Genomic DNA, 22,557 nt, shown 5'->3' with positions numbered 1-22,557 from the left:
TTTCACAGGGACACTATGCAACAGACCACTATCGCGCCTTGGCGCGGCAACTCGGCGCTTTTATTTTCGCGCCCAAGGTTTAGCTCTTTATTCTCATTGGCTCTTCTCAATGAAAGTAGCGCTGGCACGATTGAAGATCCGCAGCCCGTCATCACGCCTAGTGTAGAACCGCTTTCCCTGACGGCGCAAGACATCGCCCGCCTGCATCAGGAGCTGGCGGAAATCAAAGCCCTGCTCAAAGAACGACAGGCGTGATTGATATGTTGAGTGAAGCGCTTCAATATGGGAATCTTGCATTCGCAGTTGCCGATAACATAAGATGCCGCTTCTATTTCCCACAGGAGCACATATGAACCCTTCGACTATTCTGCAATACATCAAAAAAGAACTCTGCGACGGCTGGAAACCCTTTGAATTGTTTTGGTTAGCCGTCTTTCTCATCGCGCAAATCGTCGCCTTTATCCTGCAGCCCGACTCATGGCTTGCCATGATTTCGGGCATTGCCGGCATATTGTGTGTCGTATTTGTCAGTAAAGGCAAAATCAGCAATTACTTCTTCGGGCTTATCTTTGCCTACACCTATTTCTATGTGGCGTGGAAAGCCAACTATCTGGGCGAAATGAACACTGTGCTTTATGTTTATATCCCCGCGCAATTTATCGGCTATTTTGTCTGGAAAGCCAATATGCAGAAAGACGGCGCGGGCGAAGCGGTTATCGCTAAAAAACTCGCTCTCAAAGGCTGGCTTATCCTGATTGCTACTCTTGCCGTCAGCACCTTCTTATTCGTGTTGGCGCTGCGGGCGGCGGGCGGTAGCTCCACAGGACTGGACGGCATGACTACCATGATTACCGTCGCCGCCCAGCTGCTGATGATACTGCGTTACCGCGAACAATGGATTTTATGGATTACGCTCAATATTTTATCCATCATTCTCTGGGCGGAAAATCCGGCTATGTATTTAATGTACATCGCCTATCTGCTGAACTCCGCCTACGGCTACTATAATTGGACGAAACTGCAAAAAGCCTAAATCGACAAGCGGAATTTCTACGGTGTAAACCGTATTAAGAAGAAATCGCTGCCAAAACGGCTTAAGCCGATGCTGCATTCAGATTGCCTGAACAGCCGCGATAAATGCGGCATCGGCGGCGCAATTTTTTTCGTGATGCGTTATGCTGCACGTTTTTCATCAAAATTTCCTTACTGGTTGAAACCCCTCCCTTTAGGGAGGATAATCTTGTGGGAGAGGTGTAACCTCTTCCAATTCAGGGCAACACGTAGGGCGACGCTTTATGTGTCGCTCTGTGTGTTGAAACATAAAGATAGGAAGAAATGGCTTTAACATGGAAAAGTTCGCCGGTAGCGGCGCTTGAGGGTGCATTGCGCGTGCCGGGGGATAAATCAATTTCGCATCGTGCGATTATGCTCGGCGCTTTGGCGGAGGGACGCACGGAGGTCAGCGGTTTTTTGGAGGGCGAGGATTGTTTGGCGACGATGCGCGCTTTTCAGGCGATGGGCGTGCCGATTGCGCATCATGGTCAGGGGCGCGTGAGTATTGACGGGCAGGGTTTGCATGGTTTGAAAGCACCGGCTCAGGTCTTGGATGTGGGCAATAGCGGCACGAGTATGCGTTTAATGGCGGGGGTTTTGGCAGGGCAGGCTTTTGACAGCGTTTTGGTCGGCGACAACTCTTTGATGAAGCGTCCGATGCGCCGCGTGACCGAACCTTTGGCTTTGATGGGGGCGTCGATTGAAACGACGGAGAGCGGCACCGCGCCTTTGCGGATTCAAGGTCGCCCTTTGCAGAGCATTGATTACACTTTGCCGGTGGCAAGCGCGCAATTGAAATCTTGTCTGTTGCTCGCCGGTTTGTATGCGGAGGGCGAAACGCGGATTACGGAAATCGGTATCAGCCGCGATCATAGCGAGCGGATGTTGGGCGGTTTCGGTGTGCAGATTGCCCAATCGGGCGCAACCTTGAGCATTCGCGGCGGGCAGACTTTGCGCGGCTGCGAAGTGGTCGTGCCGGGCGATGTGTCTTCGGCGGCGTTTTTTATTGTCGCCGCTTTGATTGCCGAGCGCGGCGAGGTTTTGATTGAAAATGTGGGCATGAATCCGACGCGTTCGGCGGTTGTGGAGATTCTGCAAATGATGGGCGGCAAGATTCTGATTGAAAATGCACGCGAGGCGGGCGGCGAGCCGGTGGCGGATTTGCGGGTCTGCGCTTCCGCTTTGCAAGGAATTGAAATTCCAAAACATTTAGTGCCGATTGCCATTGATGAGTTTCCGATTTTATTTGTCGCTGCCGCTTGTGCGGAGGGTGAAACCCTTGCCGGCGATTTGGCGGAATTGCGCGTGAAAGAGAGCGATCGTTTGGCGGCGATGGAGGCAGGGCTGAAAGTTTTGGGTGTGGATTGCCAAGCAGGACAAGACAGTATGCACATTCGCGGCAAAGGGGGCACGGCATTTTCAGGCGGCGTGATTGACAGCTTGGGCGATCACCGCATTGCCATGAGTTTTGCGGTGGCGGCTTTGCGTAGCGCGGCGGCGATAGAGATTCGAGATTGCGATAATGTAGCGACTTCTTTTCCGAATTTCCGCGATTTGGCGCAGGGTATCGGTATGCAGATTGAGGTAAGCGATGCGTAAGATTGTAACGATTGACGGCCCGAGCGGCGTCGGTAAAGGCACAATTTGCCAGCGTTTGGCGCAAACCCATGATTTGGCGTATTTGGATAGCGGCGCTTTGTATCGTCTGAGCGCTTTGTTTGTGCAGGCGGCAGGTTTGACTGCGGCAGGCGAAGCGGAGCAAGCGGCTTTGCTGGCGCAGATGAAGGTACATTTTGAAGTGCAGCCCGACGGCGTGGCGGCTTTTTTAGACGGGCAAGCTGTGGGAAGCGAATTGCGTTTGGAAAGCACGGGGCAATTGGCTTCGCAATTGGCGGCAAAACCGGCGATTCGCGCCGCTTTGCTGGGCTTTCAGCGCCAATTTGCCGCCGATAAGGATTTGGTGGCGGACGGTCGCGATATGGGTACGGTCGTCTTTCCCGAGGCGGCTTTGAAGATTGTTTTGGAGGCGAGCGCGGAAGCGCGTGCAAATCGTCGTTATAAGCAGTTGATAGCGAAAGGAGAAAGTGTTACTCTAGCCGCCCTCAAAAATGAGATTGCCGAGCGCGATGCGCGCGATCGCAATCGTGAGGTAGCGCCGTATGTGCCAGCTGCTGATGCGGTGCTGATTGATACTACCGATTCATCGGTAGATGCGGTGTTTGAACAGGTCAATGCCCTGTTTCAGGCGCGTTTTTTTTAATTTAACATTGATACACAGGTCCAGATTACATGGCAGAATCATTTGCAGAACTTTTTGAAAAAAGTATTGAAACAACCGAGCTCAAGCCCGGTGCGATTATTAAGGCGGAAGTCATCGAAATCGGTAAAGAATTCGTGGTACTGAATGCCGGTTTGAAATCGGAAGGTTTCATTCCCGTCGCGCAATTTACAAACGACAAAGGGGAAATCACCATCAATATCGGTGATGAAGTCGAAGTCGCTTTAGAGGCATTGGAAAATGGCCACGGCGAAACCCAAATTTCTCACGAAAAAGCGCAACGTATCCGTACTTGGGAAATCCTTGAGCAGAAATTCCGCGATGAAGAAACCATTACTGGCGTGGTATCTAGCCGCGTGAAAGGCGGCTTTACCGTTGATGTGGAAAGCGTTAAAGCCTTCCTGCCGGGTTCATTAGTCGATGTGCGTCCGGTTAAAGACCCCAGCATCATCGAAGGCAAGGAAATTGAGTTCAAGATCATCAAACTGGATCAAAAACGCAACAATATCGTGATTTCTCGCCGCGCAGTACTGGAAAAAGAGTACAAAGAAGAGCGCGAAGAAGTCTTGAAAAATCTGCAAGAAGGCGATGTGGTCAAAGCAGTGGTTAAAAACCTCACTGACTACGGTGCATTCTTGGATTTGGGCGGCGTTGACGGCTTGCTGCATATCACGGATATGGCATGGAAACGTGTGAAATATCCTTCCGAAGTGGTAGAGATCGGTCAAGAAGTGGAAGTTAAAGTCCTGAAATTTGACCGTGAGCGCGGTCGCGTTTCTTTAGGTATGAAGCAATTGGGCGACGATCCTTGGGCAGATATTGCACAACGTTACCCGGCCAACTCTACTTTGAGCGGCAAAATCACCAATATTGCCGATTATGGCGCTTTCGTTGAAATCGAAGACGGCGTAGAAGGTTTGGTACACGTTTCTGAAATGGATTGGACGAACAAAAACGTTAACCCGCGTAAATTCGTTTCTGTCGGTCAAGAAGTGGAAGTGATGATTTTAGAAATCGACGGCGAACGCCGCCGCATCTCTTTAGGCATGAAACAATGCCAGCCGAATCCATGGGAAGAATTCGGCAAGCATCATAATCAAGGCGAGCATGTCAAAGGTCAGATTAAATCGATTACCGATTTCGGTATCTTTATCGGCTTAGACGGCGGCATTGACGGTTTGGTGCATTTGTCTGATTTGTCATGGGACGAAAGCGGCGAAGAAGCCGTGCGTGCTTATCAAAAAGGTCAGGAAGTCGAAGCGATTATCCTCGGCATCGATGCTGAGCGCGAACGCATTTCTTTAGGCGTTAAGCAATTGAAACAAGACACCTTCTCTCAATTCACCTCAGCCAATGGCCGCGGTGCGATTGTCAAAGGTAAAGTTATTGAAGTCGATGAGCGTCAAGCAGTTGTTGAATTGGCAGAAGGCATTAACGGCATTCTCAAAGCTTCCGAAGCCTCGATTGAGCGTGTGGAAGATTTAAGCAAGCTCTTAAGCGTCGGTGATGAAGTAGAAGCTAAAGTGTTGAACGTTGATCGTAAAAACAAAAACTTAAGCCTCTCTGTGCGTGCCAAAGACGTGGCGGAAGAAAAAGCGGTCATTCAAGACTATACGCGCAAAGAAAGCCAAGCCGGCACTTCTTTGGGCGATATTTTCAAAGAGTTGGAAAACTCTGATAACTAATCTCATCGTGGCAAAGCGCTCTATGGCGCTTTGCTTTATATAAGGAAATCGCATGACCAAATCCGAGCTGATTGAACGCTTGAGTTTGAAGCATCCGCAGCTAAAAGCGCAAGATGTGGAAGAAACAATCAAGCTGATTATTGAAAAAGTATGCCAAAGCCTTGAAAAAGGCGACCGCGTAGAAATCCGTGGTTTTGGGAGCTTTTCTTTGCATTATCGTGAGGCGCGCACTGGCCGTAACCCTAAAACGGGCGAATCAGTGAAAGTGCCTGCAAAATCTATTCCTTATTTCCGTGCAGGCAAAGAACTGCGTGAGCGGGTAGATGAAAGCTAAGCGAGGAATGAAAAAACCATCGCTTTCTTTATGGCAACGCCTTTTTAAGGCGTTGTTTTTATTTTGGCGGCGGACAAACGGCAGTGCAAGAAAACAAAGCGGCAGTTGGCCGATTTTTGTGTTTAGCGGCATCGGGCTATTGCTTATCAATGCCTGTTTTCCGAGTGCGAAACCTTATGATCAAGCCTTTGAGGCATCGCCGCAGAACATTGATTGCCGTCTAGATCGCGTGTTAGACGGCGATACGGTCACTGCTTATTGCCAGAACCGCTATCTTTCTATTCGATTGCTGGGCATTGATGCGCCGGAAAAAGGGCAAATCCCTTGGGGCGAGCAATCACGACAAGCCTTGCAAAGGCTGATGAGAACAGAATTTAGCCTCTTGTCGCAGGGCAAAGACATTTATCAGCGGCAATTGGGCGTGATTATGGTGCAAGGGCGGGATATTAATTTGGCGATGCTTGCGCAAGGACAGGCGGTGCTTTATCGCAGCAAAGAGACGCCGACAGCTTATGCGGCGGCGGAAAAAGCCGCGCGCACGCAGAAAATCGGCGTGTGGGCGCAAAAAGGTGCGCAGCAAAATCCTAGCCGTTGGCGGAGAGAACATCAGTAGCATAGGTTTTAAGCATTTTTGTATAGTCGAAGAATTGAAAAAGTATTACGGACTTGGCTCGCCTTGCCCTACGCTCTTGTGCTGTCTGCGGCTCGCCGTCTTGTACTATAGTCGATTCATGATAAATACGAACATTATATTTTTAACCTTAGCTTAGGTGTTTATGCCGGAAAGCACACGCCATGATAAATTGTGTTGGGTGTAAATATCTAAACCACTAATTTATAAGGAAGTAGGTCGGATTCTTGAATCCGACAAATTGATATTTTAAGTAATGTCTAATACAAGTATCTGACCTACCCGATTGAAAAATGATTGATTTTGCCATGAATTGACTATACTTTTTCGCTTCTCCGCCTATAGTCAATTCATGACAAAGGCGAATGCTTGAACTCAGATTCTCTATTTTTAATCCGATAGCTAAGTCGAGAGCTGTTCTGAATAGGCGATAATTGATTATTTCTCCGCTTTTCCGACCATATCGTCTAACCATACGGCAAGACGGGCGTATACAGGCTCAGGATTAATTTCATGAAAAATCTCATGATAATAACCCTCAAAACAATGCGCCTGCACCAGCGGAGGACTCTTGCGGGCAAATTCCGTACTGCCTTTGGCATCGACCAAAAAATCCGCGCCGGCATAAAGCAGCAAAGTCGGCACTTGCCAATCTTGGGCATGCGCTCTCGCCGCCTCGCCGGCAGCCAAAATAAAGCCCGACAGACTGCCGCTGATTTTTTTATGGCACAAAGGGTCGTTTTTTAATTGAGCATTGACCTCGTCGCGATGGCTGACTTTCATCGACAAATGATGCGTAATCACCAAATGCGGCGCCAGCGCCTGCAAAGCGCGGCTACCCAGCTTTGACAACACCGTCATATGCGTTTTCAAAGCCGGCGAGGACAAGACGGCATAATCCGGCGCTTCTTCGCCGCCCTGATATTGCACCAGATAATCCGCCACTACCGCACCGCCCATACTGTGTCCGAACAAAATCAGCGGCAAATCGGGTGCTAAGCGGCGCAGCTCCTGCCGCATACTGCGCAAATCTTCCACCAGCCGTTGAGGAGTATCGAGATCGCCGCGCCTGCCTTCGCTTCTGCCATGCCCGTATTGGTCATAAGCAAAAACATTCAGCCCCATGCGCAGAAAATGCGAAATAATATCCTCATACCGCCCGCTATGCTCGCCGATACCGTGCACCAGTAAAAGCTGCGCGCGCGGATGCGTCGCCTGAAACCGCCGCCAATACAGACGATGCCCCGCCGCTTGCGGCAAATAGCCGCCATCTGAATCATGATTCATAAAACTATCCTTGCAATCTCACGACAAACGCCGCACTATAAGCCCAGACAATTATTGTATAGGAGAAATCATGGCGAATTTGCGCATTTTTCTTAATCTATTATGGGTCATTTTAGGCGGTCTGATTATGGCGCTCGGCTGGGCATTCGCAGGCGTATTGATGGTAATCACCATCATCGGACTGCCTTGGGCACCCGCCTGCTTCCGCATCGCGCGCTTTACACTCTGGCCTTTCGGCTATCAAGCCGTAGCGCGCGAACAGCATATTGCGGCGGAAGCCGTGGGCTGCTTGGGCAATATCATCTGGCTGATATTGGCAGGCTGGTGGCTGGCATTAGGACATCTGACACTGGCAATCGGCTATTTCGTCAGCATCATCGGCATACCCTTCGGCTGGCAGCATGTCAAAATGCTGCGCATCTCCCTCGCCCCCATCGGCATGAAAATCGAAGCCATACCCGAGCAAAATTAGGAAAACAGCATAATGCGACAGCTCTTGTTCGACACAGAGACTAATTAAAAATTCTCTCAATATGAGTTGAAAACAACCATAACACCAAAACAAAACCATTAAAATGATTATTTTTACTACAAAAACAGGATAGTGCGAGGCAAAAACCAATACCCTAAAGCATCTTGAATTTCGGTTGGTAAATGCGCTAAAATAAGCTTCCTTTTGATTTAGACTCTGATAATCAAGATAAGCAAATCAAAATACAGTATCATGAATCATCTTTTCCTTATAATGATGGAAGGGGGTTCATAAAAAAATAAAGATTTATATTGGAGAATACTTTTTTATTATAGTCTTTGTACATAGTATAAAAATTAGATTTAGGTAAATGGATACATAATCTACAATAAAAATGCTTAAATATAGTATTTCTAGCTTATATATATAAGCTGGAAATCAAAATATAATCATTATAAATTAAACTAAGTTAATTTTATCTACCTTTGATAGAAATGACAAAAGTTTTTTATTTCGATATTAGTAACGATTATCGTGGTTCATTGATGTAGTTTATGACAAATAGCACTGCACTAAATCATAAATTTTTATGGAGTATTTTATAACATATACCCTATTGTCTTTTAAAAAATATTAACTGTATTTATGACACAAAATTATCTTCTTTATTCCTTTAAATTGAAATATCTTTTTAATAGTAATTTAGGAACCATTCATGCACAAAAATGCCTTAATTTTTCTAATGTTAATATTAGTAGGTTGTTCGCCCGAATCAGAAAGCAATGTTGAACCTTCTAAACAAACTCAAATAAATCATAATATTGTGCCGACAGATAATGCTGATTGGGCTTTAAAAAATGCAGATATTATTTTTTCCAGCACAAAAATAGATAGCAAAGGAAATCACATTGAAGAAATGGGAAATTTTACTGAATACTCTGCCTTTTTTAATAAAAAAGGGCAATTTAAATTAGAAATTGATTTAGCAAGTGTTAATACAAATATTATTATCCGTGACCAAAGAATTAGAGACTGGTTATTTGAAACAGAAACTTTTACAACAGCCTCTATTACATCCAATTTAGATGCGGAACAGATAAATCAATTAAAACTTAACGAGTCAATTCAAATTACACAGCCAATTACATTAGATTTACATGGTATACAATCTAATTTAGATGCAGATCTAATAATCACTAGAATTGAACCATCAATATTATCAGTAAAAACGAACCAACCTGTTATACTAAGCGTAGCAAATTTTGGCATGAAAGATGGTCTACAAAAAATGACAGAAGTTATGAATTTATCTGAAATACTTCCCGACATTCCCATTACATTTAAAGGTGAATTTTTTCGTCCATTATGATTAATTATCAATGTGATTATTCTACGCAAGGTTAAATTTTATGAAAAAAATTATTTTTATATCTCTAATTGCTTTAGTGTTTAGTTCTTGTAAAGATAAAAACATAGAGAAGAATGCTACTATCCCAGAAAGAGAAAACTTATCTACGCAGGAGATAATTAAAGTTGGGTTTATTTCATCTGCAACAGATAATGCACCGTTAAATTATGTTGATGAGCATGGTAAGATTCAAGGGTTTGAATATGATATTTTACAGGAAATTGCAAAAAGAAACAGTTATAAGTTTGAATATAGGTATCAACCAAAAAGTCATTTATTTGATAGCTTAAGAAATAAGCAATATGATATTTTATCAGGGAGTATCGGCATTACTGAAGAAAGAAAAAATCAATATGCAATGACTATTCCTTATTTAGATGCATATCCAATTACAATTATTAGCAAGGATAGAAAAATTAAATCACTTAAAGACTTAAAAGACAAATCTGTTAGTATAAAAAACAGCCCTATGGATGGTTTTTATAATATATTACACACCTACAAAGAAAGTGAAAAATTAGACATCCACTATACAGGTAGTGATTGGCTTGCTATTAAAAATGTAATCAAAGATGAAACAATTGCAGCAATTAGCAACTCTTTTGTAATACCTTATTTTGTTGAGAAATATTCTGATAAAAACACTCCTTTGTATTTTTCAATTGATTATAATTACCCACAGGAATATTATGGGTTTTTATTGAATAAAGAAAATTCTCAATTAGTAGAAAATATAAACAAAGCCTTGACAGATATGAAAGCTGATGGAACTTATCAAACTATTTTTAAAAAATGGTTTTGAACATTCTGACCCCATATATTATTTATAATTAATCATATAGTCGGAGAAGTGAAAAAGTACAAGGCGGTGAGTCGCAGACAGTACAAGAATGTACGCGCCTTAGCGCGTAGCTAATTGGAAAATCATGGCTTCCGCTTGGCAGGCAAAGGCGAAACCGGCTTTCAATCGGTAGCCTTCCTCTGTGGCTTGAATCTCGCTGCTGATTTGGCAAGGCTCGCTTTCGGCGGCTCTGGCTTTTTGGGTGAGAAAATCGAGCGCAGCTTGCGCCTGCGCCTGTTCGGCAAAATGCTGATCGATTTCTACCAGGCATTCGCTGCCGTCAATGATGCTGCCGATTTCTACGCAGCAGCAGCAGTTAATCACTTCTTCCGGATTGCTAGTTTCGCTCATTGTATGCTCCATGATGTAAAAATGTGCTCCGAGGGCTGATTATACTACTTTTCAGCACCGATTGCGGAAATATTTTATGAAATATGAGACTGTTTTCATCCTTATTGATAAATCATTGTTATTGATTAAAGATTTCAAGACAAGGATTTTTCGCGCAAAAAATTTTTTGTCTGGTGTTTGACAAGGCTTTTTTTAGCCATAATAATTTAAATACGATAAATATTTTACTTTATGGTTTTCGGCATGATGCCGATTTTTTTCTTTCGAAAGAGTGCCGTAATTGCCATGATTACGACAGCATGGATTTCTCAAAAATGCGGGTGACTTCGCAGATGGTGATGCGTCGCGCGGCGGAAAACAATACCAGCTGTATCGATTGCCATAAGGGCATCGCGCATCAATTGTCCGATATGAAAGGAGCGCATAATCCTTTGTTTGATACTTTGGTGTCTGCCGCACACGGGTTGACGCTTGAAAATCAGCAGTAATATTACAACGTCTCGCCGCAGGATTTGTTTGCCGACGAGGCTTTAGGCAAGAATATCGGCGCTTTGGAAATCGCTACGCCGGTGAAGGTCTTGCAATCCAAAGGCGATGCGGTGCAAATCGAGCTGGATTTGTGGCGTAAAAACAAAGGTTTCGGACGGGTGTTGTACAGCAATTTCGGTTTAAATATTACCGCAGCAATTTTGGATAAGGATTTCGCCACCGCTGACGGCAATATCCGCATCAATGAGAGCAAAGAAGACGAGCTGACCGGTTTGGAATGGCAGCAAGACGCAAACCGCGCCACGATAATAGCAATTACCAAGGCTACAGCGCCACCATTCCTGTGGCGCGCGTGATTGATGCCTTGCTTGAACCGGGCAAAGAAATCCGTTTCAACGGACATACCGTCAAACTGCCGCCGTATAAAATGGCAATTTTTTCCGGTTGTAACCAATGGCATCGCCATCAAGACCGCAACCGCATGAAAAAAGCCTATTTGGAACTGGAAACCGTCGTCGCGGTGGACTACAACTGGACGGCAACCTGCCGCTTTGCGGATTTGGTTCTGCCTGCCTGCACGCCCTACGAGCGCAACGACATCGACGCCTACGGCTCTTACAGCAACCGCGGCATCATCGCCATGCAAAAACTGGTCGATCCGCCCTACCACTCGCGCTCCGACTTCGACATCTGGCGCGAATTCTGCAAACGCATGGGACGCGACGAAGAATACAGTCGCGCCATGAACGAAATGCAATGGGTCGAGCATCTTTACGAAGAATGCCGCGCCGACAACGGACGCAAAGACTTCCACATCCCGCCCTTTGAGGAATTCTGGCAAAAAGGCTACGCCCTATTCCCTGAAGGCAAACCTTGGGTACGCCATGCCGACTTCCGCGAAGACCCTGAAGTCAATGCCTTGGGTACGCCTTCGGGATTTATCGAAATCTACAGCCGCAAACTCGCCTCATTCGGCATGAGCGACTGCAAAGGACACCCCATTTGGATGGAAAAAACCGAACGCTCGATGGGCGGACGCCAATCCGACAAATACCCGCTGTGGCTGCAATCCGCACACCCCGACACCCGCCTGCACTCGCAAACCTGCGAATCGGAAACACGCCGCGCCATTTATACCGTGCAAGGACGCGAACCCATCTACATCTCGCCTGAAGACGCCACAAAACGCGGTATTCAAAACGGCGATTTGCTGCGCGTCTTTAATGACCGCGGACAATTGCTTGCCGGCGCAGTCGTCTCGGACGACTTCCCCGCTAATGTCGTGCGGATTCAAGAAGGCGCTTGGTACGGGCCGACAGGCGCGGAAATCGGCGCTTTGGATACCTCGGCGACCCCAATACCCTGACCATCGACATCGCCGCCTCCGAACTCTCGCAAGGACCGAGCGTCAACACCTGCCTCGTGGAAATTGAAAAATACACAGGCGAAGCGCCGACAGTAAGCGCATTCGGCGGGCCGACGTATGTGAATTTACAAGGCGAGGTTGTAGAACCGCATTAATCGCAACATAACAGCGGGCATCTGCCCGCTGTTTTCTGTCAAAATCCAATCCACTCACATGAACGACAATAAACCGTACACAACATTTGAAGACAGCTTTTCCCTCATCGCCGCGCAACGCGCCCTCATCTACCAATGGTTTGCCGACTGGCTAGCCGTCGAACGCAGCGCGGCGGACTTAGCCCGCTACCAAAGCCCTGCCGCCGCCCAACTCTGGGAATATTTCGCAGCCTGCGGACTGGAGCAAGAAAGCCGACACATGCAGCAAGCGCTTAATGAAGCCCTCAGTTTTCCGGACCGCCGCTTGGAAATCGCGGCGGATTTTGCCGCCGCCTTCCTACTCGCCGCCGACTACTGCGCCACACCTTATGCCTCTTGGTATGTGGAAGCCGATAAAAAACTCTACGGCGATGCGGAAAAGCGCATGCGTGCATTTCTACGAGAACAGCAACTGCAAATTCATAGCGATTTCAAAGAACCTGCCGACCATTTGGCGGTCTTTCTGGCGGTCTTCGCCCATTGGCTGCAAACAGAACGGCAAGCGCCGACAAACGCCGCCGCAGAACAAGCCCGCTTTCTCGAAGAAGCCCTGCTTAATTGGCTGCCGCTATGGGAAGTGCGCTGCCGCCAACTGCACTTGAAAACCAAAGTCTATCCCGCCCTTGCCGCGCTTTTGCTCGCCTTTGTGCAAGCTGACAAAGCCTATTTGCGCGGAGAATAAGGGCTGTTTTGGAGAGTTAAAAACTACTGAGCATAGTCTTGTTTTGTATGTTTTTTCGGCTTCTCTGAGGATAGTTTATGCAAACATGAAAAATGCTGCGCTTAAGCTTTCTCTGATATGAGATATGCTTAAGCGCAGCAGTAATTAAGTCTTTGGGCTAGAGAGCGTCGAAGAATTGAAAAGTATGAAGGACTTGACTCGCCTTGCTGTGCGCTCTTGTACTGTCTGCGGCTTGCCGCCTTTACTAATTTCCACTTCTCCGACGATAGTTTGCGTCTTATTTCTGCAGGGCAGATACTTTTATCTCTACCTTCCACTCGGGTTTGGCAATTAGGGCTTGCACGCAGGCACGCGCAGGCGCATTGTTTGAATCCACCCAAGCATCCCAAGCAGCATTCATTTCATCATAATCTGCCATATCCGTTAAAAAAATAGTGGCTTCCAGCAGATGGCTTTTATCCGAACCGCATTGTTCAAGCCATTGATCAATTTGTGCTAAAACTTCTTCTGTCTGGGTTTTGACGCTTGCATCCAGACTTTCCGGCACCATGCCGGAGAGAAAAATAAAACCCTTTGCCACTACGGCTTCCGATAAACGTTGATTGCTGCCGAGTCTTTGAATTGTGCTCATACTTACTCCTTATCTTTAGCGCTTAGCGGGGGATTTCTGCTTCGCGCTTAAACCATTGCTGATAAATTTTCTGATAACTGCCGTCATCAATCAATTGCTGCAATCCGGCATTGATTTTATCGCGCAAAGGAGCGTGCTGCGGCGAAATAATGAAATACAGTTTGTATTTTTTATAACGCGCACCTTCTAATTCATGAATACTGAAAGTCAAATTAGGAAATTGTGCGGCATAATATTCGCTTGTTTCACGGCTGCCTAATAAAGCCTCCGCTTTGCCTCTTGCAAATTCTCTAAAGGCGAGAAAACTGGTTTTTTGCAGATTGAGTTTGCTTTTATCATCGGCGAATAAAGTCAGCAAATCTTCGGCATAACTTGTGTCATCTTGCGTGGTGACGGTTAAATGGCTTAAATCGGCAAGATGAGCGATTTTTTGCGTATTAGTTTGAGTCATGACCACATCATGACCATAAGCATAGGGGGCAGAAAGTAAATTATTTCCTTCTTCATCTTCACCAAAACCCGCCGCGCCGATATGATGGTTGCCTGCCTCAAGACCTGAAATAATTTCATTCGTAGGTCTAGCAATAAACTCTATAGTAAAGCCTTGTTTTTCGGCAATTGCTTTTAAAATATCTACGTCAAAGCCGATGGGAATGCCATTTTCATCGGAAAAATCAAAAGGCGGATAATTCGGCTCGACGAGTGCGGTGTAGCTTTCACCTGTCGTCTGCGCCGATAAGGAAAACAGGCTGAAAGCCAAGGAAGTTGCCAGTAATCTCTTAAACATATTCATTCTCCATATTAAATTTGAAATTAATAATCAATAATATTTTTAGCATTCTAAAAAAGAAAAGTCAATCGATTAGACGGTGGATTTATTATTGTCAAAATAATATAGTCTTTAAAAGGTTTTTATTTCAATAAAAATAATTTGAATCTATTTTGCACTTGATATAAATCAAGTGCTGAAAAACCTGTTATCATTTATGATAAATCGACTTATTTAGCTTAGGATTGTCATGATTATCGAGCGCGGACAGATTCAGCAGGGCGGCAAATGGCGCGGCGCATTGTCTTATGTGTGGGGGATTTTTCCTGCCCTTGCCACGATTGCCGGCGTGTTTGCGCTGTGGCATTTGTCTTACGAGCATTTGGGCGCGCTGATTTTGCCGACGCCTTTGGACGTATTGCGGCGCGTGTTCGGCATTTTGCAGGAAACCTTAGGGCGGGAAACCATTGCCACAACGATGTATCACGGCGCTTACGGCTTGTCTTTGGCAATCATATTAGGCATTAGCGGCGGTTTATTGGCGGGCATGAGCCGCACTTTAGCGCTCTTGCTGCGTCCTTTGATTACGCTGTTACTGGGTATGCCGCCGATTGTCTGGATTGTACTGGCGATTTTCTGGTTCGGCATGGGCTCGACCAGCGCAATTTTCACGGTAGCGATCACGGTTTTGCCGATGCTCTTTGCTGCGGCGATGATGGGCATGATGAGCATGAGCGAAGAATTGAAAGAAATGCTGAAAGTGTATCGTCTGCCTTTTGCGGCACGCCTTAAGCAATTGTATTTGCCGCATTTAAGCCAGCAATTGCTGCCGGCTTTGATTGTTGCCACCGGTTCGGGTTTGAAAATTACCGTGATGGCGGAGCTTTTGGGCGGTAATCAAGGCATCGGCTCGGCATTGGCAAGTGCGCGCGCGATGTTGGACACCACCGACGTCATGGCTTATGTGATTATCATCATCTCATTGATTATGTTTGTAGAATACGCGCTCTTAGAACCGCTGAAGCGTTGGATTCTGCCTGTCCGCAGTCGGGGAAATTAAGATGCTTATCGCTAACGCTATTAGTATAGAACTCATGACCGCGCCGATTATCGACAATCTGTCGTTTCAGATTGCGCGCGGCGAATGTCTTTGCTTTGTCGGGCCGTCCGGCTGCGGCAAAACCACCGTCTTGCGCGCGATTGCCGATTTGCAAACCCTGAAAAACGGCAGTATCAGCCATGATTTTCAGCGGCTTGCCTTTTTATTTCAAGAACCGCGCCTATTGCCTTGGCGTAATGCGCTGGAAAATGTGGCGATTGTCGCGCCCGAACGGCAAGCCGAAATTGCGCCCTTATTGCAGCGTTTGGGCTTTTCCGCATCGGATTTTGCCAAATATCCGCATGAACTTTCGGGCGGTATGCGTCAGCGCATCGCCTTGGCGCGGGCGCTGATTATCGAACCCGATTTGCTCTTAATGGACGAACCCTTTTCCGCGCTTGACCATCAATTGCGTCGCCAATTGCAGCAGCTGATTGCCGAAAAAATCAGTGCCGGCATGGCGGTCTGTTTGGTCACCCATGACCGCGACGAAGCCGTCTTGCTGGGCAGCTGCATTCTGCGTTTGGACGGCAAACCCGCCACCGCGCTGCAAAGCCTGCATTTGGATATGCCCTATGCCGCGCGTGATGAAGCATGGATACGCCGCCAAGTGCAAAGCCCCTTTTTCGCCCATATCCGCAGCGGTGAGGAAATTCCCCTGCTATCCGATGCCGAGGATAAATCATGAATCATTATTGGCAGAAAAGCCTGCAACACCCTTTCCGCCTGTTTTTCCCCTTGATTAGCTTTGCCGTGCTGATTGCCCTGCTGCCTTGGCTGGCACTCAGTTTTCTACCGAGTCAGGCGGCACATTTTCCCCTGCATTGGCACGCCTTTGCCTTTGTTCATCTGACAGGCGGCGCGGCATTTACGGGGTTTCTGCTGACCGCCTTGCCCGAATGGACGGACGACCGCCGCAAATTGCACGCGCACAGCATCCGACTGCTCGTTTTATGGGGCATCGCTTTGTGCGGACTGTGGCAATTAAGCATCGGCGCATGGCTGATTGTGCCCTTTTGGGTTTATCTCTTCGCCTTAACCGCTTCTTTTGTTTGGCGTAATAAAGACAGCCGCCAGCTTAGCCTCTTATTCTGTCTCAGTCTGATTATCGCGCTGGCGATAGCTTATGCCGCTAACGGCGAAGGACGCTATCTGCATGCCGGCGTGGACGCCATGCTGCTGGCGGTCGCGATTATCAATTTTCGCGTGGCGCGGGCAATCGGCAACCAAGCCCTGGAAGACGGCGGACGGCTGGACGAACGTTTTATCCCCAATCCTTATTATAAAAATCTTTCCTGTTTTTGGCTGGCGGCAGCGACCGCATCCGGCCTAGCGGCAAGCCATAGCGTGCAAGGCTGGCTGTATCTGGCGGCAGGCACGGCATTTGTCGCGCGTCTGCATGATTTTCATCATCTGCGCCTGCTGCGCTTTGCCTATGTGCGCGCGCATTATGCCGTCAGCCTAAGTTTGGCACTGGGTTACAGCGCTTTGGGCGCGGTACTGCTTTTGGCACCGGCTTACAGCAGTTTTGCGCGGCATTTTTTGGCAATCGCCGTCTATCTGTTGATGATTTTGACCATTATCAGCATTGCGGGACAGCGACACAGCGGCGTAAAACTGCATTTTCATAGCGATATCCGCCTTGCGCTCACGCTGCTGCTTATCGCCGCCTGCGCGCGCGGCATCTATTCCGCCTTTGAGCCGAATATAAACGGCATCTACCGCCTGCCTGCCGTGGCGATTGCTGTCGCTTTTATCGTTTATTGCCTGCGCTATCTGCGTATTTTTGCCCGCAATGAACCGCGTTAGTAAGGATTGCCTGGGCAACTTATTGTCCAGGCAGTTTGATACACGCCGCGTTATTTTATTTTTTCAGGTCGGATTGAATCCGAGAACTATGGTTTAAGCAATGTCGGATACGAGTATCCGATCTATAGTCGGAGAAGTGAAAAAGTGAGCAAAGGGACATTTTAGGTGCTGTTTTCGAGTTCTTTAGCCCTAAGGGACAAAATAGGTGCTATCTAGCGTTTTTTAAGCAAAATAATCTTTTATAAACTTAACCTTATTGTCCTTTCCCATGCCGCAATGACAAGCTAAAAGTCTTTTCAGATCACCAAATTTTCCTTCAAGCAAATTGGTGGTTTTTGGCAGGTTTAACTCCGGATAATCTTCAAAGGTAAAAAGCCAATGCAGATTGCGCCTCAGACTGTTATAAGCACTTCTTAAACGTTTGTGCCTATAGTGTGATTTACCTGTTTCGGGATTTGAGCTACGTTCGTTGAGAAAGTCTTTATGCTGCTTATGCCAGTTATTCAAATGCTCTTCAAATGCCGCTTTGCTGCTGTTTTTTAGGCTTAAGGCAAGTTGTTTTAAATCTACTGCCACTGCTGTTTGAGGTTTTCTTGTCAGATAACGGTTAATGGTTTTGACTTGGTGGAATTGACAAAGCTGTATGGGAATATCGGGAAATAATGAGGTTAATCCTCTTCTGCCATCGCAGATAATACTCTGAATATGTATTCCTTTTTCTTGTAGCTCTCGTATGGCTTGTCGATACAATGCATTGCTTTCTGATTTAACCTCGCTGACCGATAAGGCTTGTCGGCTGATGCTGTCATACAGCACCATCACACCAAATTTACGTCCAAAGTAGGTAGTATCCATGATGATATTGACTGATGAAAAATGCCGTTGTTCAGGCTCTCTAAGTTGGGCTTGTTTGAGATATCTAGCAATGGTTTTACGGCTGCAGGAAAAACGTTGGACGAGCTCTTGCATGCTTTGTTTGCCGCTACTATAAAGTGTCCACAACTCTTGAGGGTTAAGACGCTTTTTGCTGCTAAAACGCTTACCGCATTGCCGGCATTTGTATCGTTGCTGATGATTTTGTCTGCCGTCTTTTTTGACCTGTTTTGAGCCACAGAAAAAGCATTTTTTGTGTTCAAAGCTTTTGACCTCGCTAAAAGCCTTACAGAATAAGGTTTTTCAAACTTTTTAGCACCTAAAATGTCCCTTTCCCCGAAAAAGTAGTACAAGGCGGCGAGCCGCAGACAGTACAAGAGCGTACGGCAAGGCGCGCCAACGCCGTAATACTTTTTCAATTCTTTGACTATACTATAGTCTCTTAAGGTCAACATGAGATTATGCCAAGCACTTCTCCTGACGAAATGTGCATCTCTAAATCCCATTTTGACCTTAAGGTACTGTATTTATTGCATCGCTATTTCTTTGTTTGCCAAATAGGCGCTAAAGTCTTTGGCGCGCATTTCGCCGATGATGCGCCCATTATCGGCGGCGAGGCTTTGGCTGTGCGGCGGATAGAAGATGACTGCCGGCGGCGCGACAAGGTTCATTTCGCGAAATAGGGCTTTGTGTTCTTCGGTATAGGCGGTAACGTCTATTTTTAGCAGGCGGTAGGGGGCGAGGCTTTGCGCAAATTCGGGATTTTGCCAGATGTCGCGTTCCCAGACTTTGCAGGCGACGCACCAGTCGGCATAAAAATCCACTATCACGGGCTGGTTGCTGTCCGCCATTGCTTGTTTGAGCGCGGCGGCATCGTTAAGCTGCACAAAGGGTGCATGATAGTTTTGCGGATTGCCTTGATGCGCAGATGAGGAGGGCGCAAGGGCGTTTTGTGCGGCGATAAAGGCGGCAAGCAGGGCGAGATAGCGTAAAAAAGCAAAGAGATGTCGGGCTTTGCCGGCGGCACTGCCTTGCTGCACCTCAAAGAAGACGGCGAGTGCCAGCGCGAATAATGCCCATAAGCCCCATGCCCACAGTGCCGGCAGGATGCGAGTAATCAGCCATAGAGCGATGGCAAGCATCATAATGCCGTAGATTTGTTTGATGACAATCATCCAATTGCCTGCTTTAGGCATAAAGCGGCGCAGCATGCCGGCAAAGAGCAGCAGCGGTAAACCGGTGCCGATACCGAAGACAAAGAGGGCAAGCGCGCCGTGGGCGGCGGTGGTTTGTGTGGTGTAGATGAGTAAGGCGGTGAGTACGGGGGTGGCGCAGGGGCTAACGATTAAGATGGATAATGCGCCTAGGATAATTGCGCCGAGGGCGGAGCCGCTCTCTTGTTTGCGGCTGATGCGGTCGATTTTTTTCTGTAAGAAGCGCGGGGTTTGCAGGGTATAGACGTCGAACATGGACAGCGAGAGCAGCACGAAAAATGCCGCGACGATGAGGATGACCCAAGGTTTTTGCAGGGCGGCTTGCAGATTGAGTTGGTTAAACAGTCCGAATACTGCGCCGAGCAATGCCATTGCCAAGCCCATGCCCAACACGTAGAGACTGATGAGAGCGTAGCTTCTGGCGCTGCTGCTGTTTTTGCCGACTACAAGGCTGGTCACAATCGGAATCAGCGGATATACGCAGGCGGTAAAGCTCAGCCCGATGCCTAAGAGCAGCAGCCAAGGCAGGGTTTGCCAATAATTGGCGGCAAGGCGTTGTCCGAGCGCGTCTTCTTGACCGGAGGGCGGGACGGCGGCAGGCGTTGCGGCGGCAGCGGGGTTTGCCGCGCTTGAGGACGGAGTAGTCGGAGCAGCTGCGGTGGAAGCTGAGTTGGCGGCGATTTGTTGCTGCAAAAAGCCTTTATTGCTGACAGGTGCGGCGGCAATGTCGCTGCCGGCGGCAAGAGAGAGTTGCCATTTGTCCGGCGGATAGCAGATGACGCCGTCTTGGCAGCCTTGGGCGTGCAGCGTGAAACTGTCTTGCGGATGGGGGTGCTGAATTTCAATCAGAACAGGATGTTGCTCGTCATAGATTTGTACCAGTCCGAAGAAGGGGTCTTGTTTTTCCTTGCTCGGGCTGAAGTATAGCTGCATGTCATCAAGCGCAGGATCTTCAAGGCGCAATTTGTCGGCATAGAGATAGTAGCCTGTAGGAATATCAATGCGGATATCGGTTTGATAGCCTTGTTCCAGCGGTGTTTGGCTAATCTCGGGAATGAATACGGATTTAAAAGGGGCGATGTCCTGCGCCCAAGCGCCGAAAGCAGACAAAATATAAAAGACGATTAGCAAAAAAGTATGGCGAATTAGATGCATGGCAGACTCATCAAGATAATAATAAAGGCAGGGTTTCAGCCTGCGAGGGGTGGCTATGATAGCACAAGGCTTTTGCGGCAATTGGTGAAAAGAAGACTTTCATAAACACAAAAAGGGCTAAACGCCCTTTTTGTATCATTGCTGTAAAGCTTGTTAATTGGCTTTTTGCTGCACGAGGCTTTGGGTTGCCGCCGGATCGACTGAGCAATCTTTGAGCATGATGTTGTCTACTTCTTCTTGTTTGCCATTGACTTCGATCATTTGGCGGCGAGTAAGCATGATACCTTGTGCTTGTCCGATGTTTTGCAAAGTGGCGCGTTCGGTCGTCCAAGTCACGCCGTTGCCGAAAAAGGTGTTGATGGTATCGGTATTCGGCGCGTCTTTCACTAATGCTAAGGCAGGAGATGTAGATTCGCCAATTGTCAGCTGAGCGGCAACCGGCTCGCCATTCACCATGCCGTAACCCGCGACTAATAAAGGCGCTACTTTGCCGTCGCTGCCCCTGCATTGATAAGCTAAATGTATGACTTGTTCAAAAGTAGGAACCTGCTGATTCGGGCTTGCCGCATCGGCAGGTGTGACTACTCCTGCTTTGTCATCATGATTGGATGAAGCACAGCCGGCTAAAGTCGCAGCAATGGCTGAAGCGAATAAGAAAGAATATTTCATATCTTGTTTCCTTTATTAAATTGGGCTTTACATTATAGCGGCATTTGCCTATTTGCAAAGCCGGAATTGCTATTTGCTCATGCCTGATTTGCCCTGCATTTCAAGCAGCAGCATCAGGCAGGTTTGCGGCGGCTCGGAGCGCGGTTTCGGCGCTGTCGGTTTTGCCGGCTTAGGATTAAGAATGGCATTACTTTGGTCGCGTATCCATTTGTCTAAGCCCTCATTGCAGCCGTCGCCCGCCGGTACGGGTTTTTGACTTTGACACAATTCATTGTTTGCCGGACAGCGCAGACGCACATGAAAATGCCCGTCATGTCCGCCCCAAGGACGGATTTTGCGCAGCCAATCTCGGTCCGTTTCCGTTTGGCAAAGATGCTGTTTGATAATGGAATTGACAAAAATGCGGTCGGTATCGGGATGCGTGGCGATTGCATACAGAGCTTGGCGGTAAGCGGGTTTCCAGCGTTCTAATCTCATGATGCCTTTGGCTTTATCGACCACAGTCGGGGCTTCATAGTCTTTATCGGGAATTTGCCCTTGTTGTACGCTGGCGAAATACACATCAACATCCAGCCCGTTTTGATGACTGACATGGGCATAACTCATCAATCCGCCGATCGGCTGGCTTAAATCGCCGATCAGCATGGCTTCGCCGGTCGTTTGATAGACAAATTGCCCCATGCTTTGCACCAAGGCAATGGTTGAGGGCTGACCGTAGAAACGGTTGCGAAAACGGCGGATATCGAAATAGCCGATGCCTTGCTCGGGCAGAATTTGCGCACCGAATTGGCAGCCGTTGGAAGCACTGCCGACCGCCATCGGCGCATGAGAACTGGGGATTTGAATGCGGCTCCAATCATTAGGAACTTCTTTATAAGCGGCTTGGGCTTGCAAAATATAGGCGGCAGCGAAGAGGAGGGCGGTTTTTTTCATGATATTTGTCTTAAACTGTTAGGATGAGTGAATAAAGAATAATCGCGTTTGTCGACGATTGCCAGAGAAAGCATAGATTGGCGGCATAAGATATAGTTAAGCAGTCTGTATGGATTAGTCTTTTGGGGATAATGCGGTAGATCAAAATTTCCTTACCGGTTGAAACCCCTCCCTTTAGGGAGGATAATCTTGTGGGAGAGGTGTAACCTCTTCCAATTCAGGGTAATACGTAGAACAACGCTTTATGTGTCGCTCTGTGTGTTGAAACATTTTTGGGCTAGGATATACTTTATTTGAAAGCGGGTTTTCTGCTTAAATTTCGGACGTTTTTTAA

General features: G+C 47.4%; 23 protein-coding genes and 3 pseudogenes. 18 read left to right on the top strand and 8 right to left on the bottom strand.

Annotated elements, in window-relative coordinates; all coding sequences use genetic code 11:
* The first annotated feature begins 15 nt into the window (after positions 1 to 15).
* The 7 genes from DYC63_RS03210 to DYC63_RS03180 all read left to right on the top strand — a co-directional run bounded on the left by DYC63_RS03210 (position 16) and on the right by DYC63_RS03180 (position 5,963).
* Positions 16 to 255, top strand: coding sequence for a hypothetical protein (locus DYC63_RS03210; RefSeq protein WP_115217904.1), 240 nt, complete (start codon positions 16 to 18; stop codon positions 253 to 255).
* Between the two features lie 94 nt (positions 256 to 349).
* Positions 350 to 1,033, top strand: a complete 684-nt coding sequence (gene pnuC, locus DYC63_RS03205; RefSeq protein WP_115217903.1) for a nicotinamide riboside transporter PnuC — start codon at positions 350 to 352, stop codon at positions 1,031 to 1,033.
* A 302-nt stretch (positions 1,034 to 1,335) separates the two neighbouring features.
* On the top strand, positions 1,336 to 2,652 hold the full coding sequence (aroA, locus tag DYC63_RS03200) for a 3-phosphoshikimate 1-carboxyvinyltransferase (RefSeq protein ID WP_115217902.1): 1,317 nt from the start codon (positions 1,336 to 1,338) through the stop codon (positions 2,650 to 2,652).
* Positions 2,645 to 3,313, top strand: coding sequence for a (d)CMP kinase (gene cmk / locus DYC63_RS03195; protein WP_115217901.1), 669 nt, complete (start codon positions 2,645 to 2,647; stop codon positions 3,311 to 3,313). The genes aroA and cmk overlap by 8 nt, the downstream gene beginning before the upstream one ends.
* A 29-nt stretch (positions 3,314 to 3,342) precedes the next feature.
* Positions 3,343 to 5,016 (top strand): 30S ribosomal protein S1, encoded by a 1,674-nt coding sequence (gene rpsA / locus DYC63_RS03190; RefSeq protein ID WP_112863939.1) that lies wholly within the window; start codon positions 3,343 to 3,345, stop codon positions 5,014 to 5,016.
* A 52-nt stretch (positions 5,017 to 5,068) separates the two neighbouring features.
* Positions 5,069 to 5,350: an integration host factor subunit beta gene (locus tag DYC63_RS03185; protein WP_115217900.1), complete on the top strand. Its 282-nt coding sequence runs from the start codon at positions 5,069 to 5,071 to the stop codon at positions 5,348 to 5,350.
* Positions 5,351 to 5,357: 7 nt separating this feature from the next.
* Positions 5,358 to 5,963 carry a thermonuclease family protein gene (locus tag DYC63_RS03180; protein ID WP_172459390.1) on the top strand — a complete coding sequence of 202 codons (606 nt, stop codon included), beginning with the start codon at positions 5,358 to 5,360 and terminating at the stop codon, positions 5,961 to 5,963.
* Between the two features lie 456 nt (positions 5,964 to 6,419).
* On the opposite strand, the gene DYC63_RS03175 is transcribed toward DYC63_RS03180, so the two are convergent.
* A complete protein-coding gene (locus tag DYC63_RS03175) occupies positions 6,420 to 7,268 on the bottom strand; it encodes an alpha/beta hydrolase (RefSeq protein WP_115217898.1) in 849 nt (282 codons plus the stop codon).
* 70 nt (positions 7,269 to 7,338) lie between these two features.
* Between DYC63_RS03175 and DYC63_RS03170 the strand changes: the two genes are divergently transcribed.
* The 3 genes from DYC63_RS03170 (at position 7,339) to DYC63_RS03160 (ending at position 9,950) form a co-directional block, all read left to right on the top strand.
* Positions 7,339 to 7,740 (top strand): YccF domain-containing protein, encoded by a 402-nt coding sequence (locus tag DYC63_RS03170; protein WP_115217897.1) that lies wholly within the window; start codon positions 7,339 to 7,341, stop codon positions 7,738 to 7,740.
* 715 nt (positions 7,741 to 8,455) lie between these two features.
* Positions 8,456 to 9,109, top strand: a complete 654-nt coding sequence (locus DYC63_RS03165; protein ID WP_115217896.1) for a YceI family protein — start codon at positions 8,456 to 8,458, stop codon at positions 9,107 to 9,109.
* A 40-nt stretch (positions 9,110 to 9,149) separates the two neighbouring features.
* Entirely contained in the window at positions 9,150 to 9,950 is an 801-nt protein-coding gene (locus DYC63_RS03160) for a substrate-binding periplasmic protein (RefSeq protein WP_115217895.1), read from the top strand.
* 99 nt (positions 9,951 to 10,049) lie between these two features.
* Here the strand turns inward: DYC63_RS03160 and DYC63_RS03155 are convergent, their stop codons facing one another.
* Positions 10,050 to 10,340 carry a YfcZ/YiiS family protein gene (locus tag DYC63_RS03155; RefSeq protein WP_115217894.1) on the bottom strand — a complete coding sequence of 97 codons (291 nt, stop codon included), beginning with the start codon at positions 10,338 to 10,340 and terminating at the stop codon, positions 10,050 to 10,052.
* Positions 10,341 to 10,513: 173 nt separating this feature from the next.
* On the opposite strand from DYC63_RS03155, the gene DYC63_RS12855 reads away from it, so the two are divergent.
* The 4 genes and pseudogenes from DYC63_RS12855 (at position 10,514) to torD (ending at position 13,071) form a co-directional block, all read left to right on the top strand.
* Complete coding sequence (locus tag DYC63_RS12855; RefSeq protein ID WP_218564535.1) at positions 10,514 to 10,828, top strand: NapC/NirT family cytochrome c; 315 nt, start codon at positions 10,514 to 10,516, stop codon at positions 10,826 to 10,828.
* Between the two features lie 24 nt (positions 10,829 to 10,852).
* Positions 10,853 to 11,185 carry a hypothetical protein gene (locus tag DYC63_RS12850; RefSeq protein ID WP_218564534.1) on the top strand — a complete coding sequence of 111 codons (333 nt, stop codon included), beginning with the start codon at positions 10,853 to 10,855 and terminating at the stop codon, positions 11,183 to 11,185.
* A pseudogene (locus DYC63_RS03145) lies at positions 11,119 to 12,350 on the top strand (molybdopterin dinucleotide binding domain-containing protein); the annotation flags it as partial. The gene DYC63_RS12850 and the pseudogene DYC63_RS03145, both read left to right, overlap by 67 nt.
* A 58-nt stretch (positions 12,351 to 12,408) precedes the next feature.
* A complete protein-coding gene (gene torD, locus DYC63_RS03140) occupies positions 12,409 to 13,071 on the top strand; it encodes a molecular chaperone TorD (RefSeq protein ID WP_115217893.1) in 663 nt (220 codons plus the stop codon).
* Between the two features lie 277 nt (positions 13,072 to 13,348).
* Here torD and DYC63_RS03135 read toward each other — a convergent pair whose 3' ends face one another.
* Entirely contained in the window at positions 13,349 to 13,702 is a 354-nt protein-coding gene (locus tag DYC63_RS03135; protein ID WP_115217892.1) for a RidA family protein, read from the bottom strand.
* A gap of 22 nt (positions 13,703 to 13,724) precedes the next feature.
* Positions 13,725 to 14,489, bottom strand: coding sequence for a substrate-binding periplasmic protein (locus DYC63_RS03130; RefSeq protein WP_172459389.1), 765 nt, complete (start codon positions 14,487 to 14,489; stop codon positions 13,725 to 13,727).
* A 232-nt stretch (positions 14,490 to 14,721) separates the two neighbouring features.
* Here DYC63_RS03130 and DYC63_RS03125 point away from each other — a divergent pair, with 232 nt between their 5' ends.
* From DYC63_RS03125 to DYC63_RS03115, 3 genes are read left to right on the top strand one after another with little or no spacing between them, the layout of a single operon-like run.
* Entirely contained in the window at positions 14,722 to 15,531 is an 810-nt protein-coding gene (locus DYC63_RS03125) for an ABC transporter permease (protein WP_115217890.1), read from the top strand.
* Position 15,532: 1 nt separating this feature from the next.
* Positions 15,533 to 16,258 (top strand): ABC transporter ATP-binding protein, encoded by a 726-nt coding sequence (locus DYC63_RS03120; protein ID WP_115217889.1) that lies wholly within the window; start codon positions 15,533 to 15,535, stop codon positions 16,256 to 16,258.
* The gene (locus tag DYC63_RS03115) at positions 16,255 to 17,379 is read left to right on the top strand and encodes an NnrS family protein (protein ID WP_115217888.1); all 1,125 of its coding nucleotides are present in this window, start codon (positions 16,255 to 16,257) and stop codon (positions 17,377 to 17,379) included. The genes DYC63_RS03120 and DYC63_RS03115 overlap by 4 nt, the downstream gene beginning before the upstream one ends.
* Positions 17,380 to 17,601: 222 nt before the next feature.
* On the opposite strand, the pseudogene DYC63_RS03110 reads toward DYC63_RS03115, so the two are convergent.
* Positions 17,602 to 18,492: pseudogene (locus tag DYC63_RS03110) on the bottom strand (IS256 family transposase, variant Zn-binding type); the annotation flags it as partial.
* A gap of 98 nt (positions 18,493 to 18,590) precedes the next feature.
* Between DYC63_RS03110 and DYC63_RS13680 the strand changes: the two are divergent.
* Positions 18,591 to 18,689: pseudogene (locus DYC63_RS13680) on the top strand (IS30 family transposase); the annotation flags it as partial.
* 90 nt (positions 18,690 to 18,779) lie between these two features.
* Here the strand turns inward: DYC63_RS13680 and dsbD are convergent.
* The 3 genes from dsbD to DYC63_RS03090 form a co-directional block, all read right to left on the bottom strand.
* Positions 18,780 to 20,621, bottom strand: a complete 1,842-nt coding sequence (dsbD, locus tag DYC63_RS03100) for a protein-disulfide reductase DsbD (protein WP_115217885.1) — start codon at positions 20,619 to 20,621, stop codon at positions 18,780 to 18,782.
* 153 nt (positions 20,622 to 20,774) lie between these two features.
* The gene (locus tag DYC63_RS03095; protein ID WP_115217884.1) at positions 20,775 to 21,290 is read right to left on the bottom strand and encodes a hypothetical protein; all 516 of its coding nucleotides are present in this window, start codon (positions 21,288 to 21,290) and stop codon (positions 20,775 to 20,777) included.
* A 69-nt stretch (positions 21,291 to 21,359) separates the two neighbouring features.
* Positions 21,360 to 22,223: a penicillin-insensitive murein endopeptidase gene (locus DYC63_RS03090; RefSeq protein WP_115217883.1), complete on the bottom strand. Its 864-nt coding sequence runs from the start codon at positions 22,221 to 22,223 to the stop codon at positions 21,360 to 21,362.
* Between the last annotated feature and the right edge of the window lie 334 nt (positions 22,224 to 22,557).

The organism is Suttonella indologenes (assembly GCF_900460215.1).
Taxonomy (GTDB): domain Bacteria; phylum Pseudomonadota; class Gammaproteobacteria; order Cardiobacteriales; family Cardiobacteriaceae; genus Suttonella; species Suttonella indologenes.
This window is presented reverse-complemented; position numbering and strand designations above follow the sequence as displayed.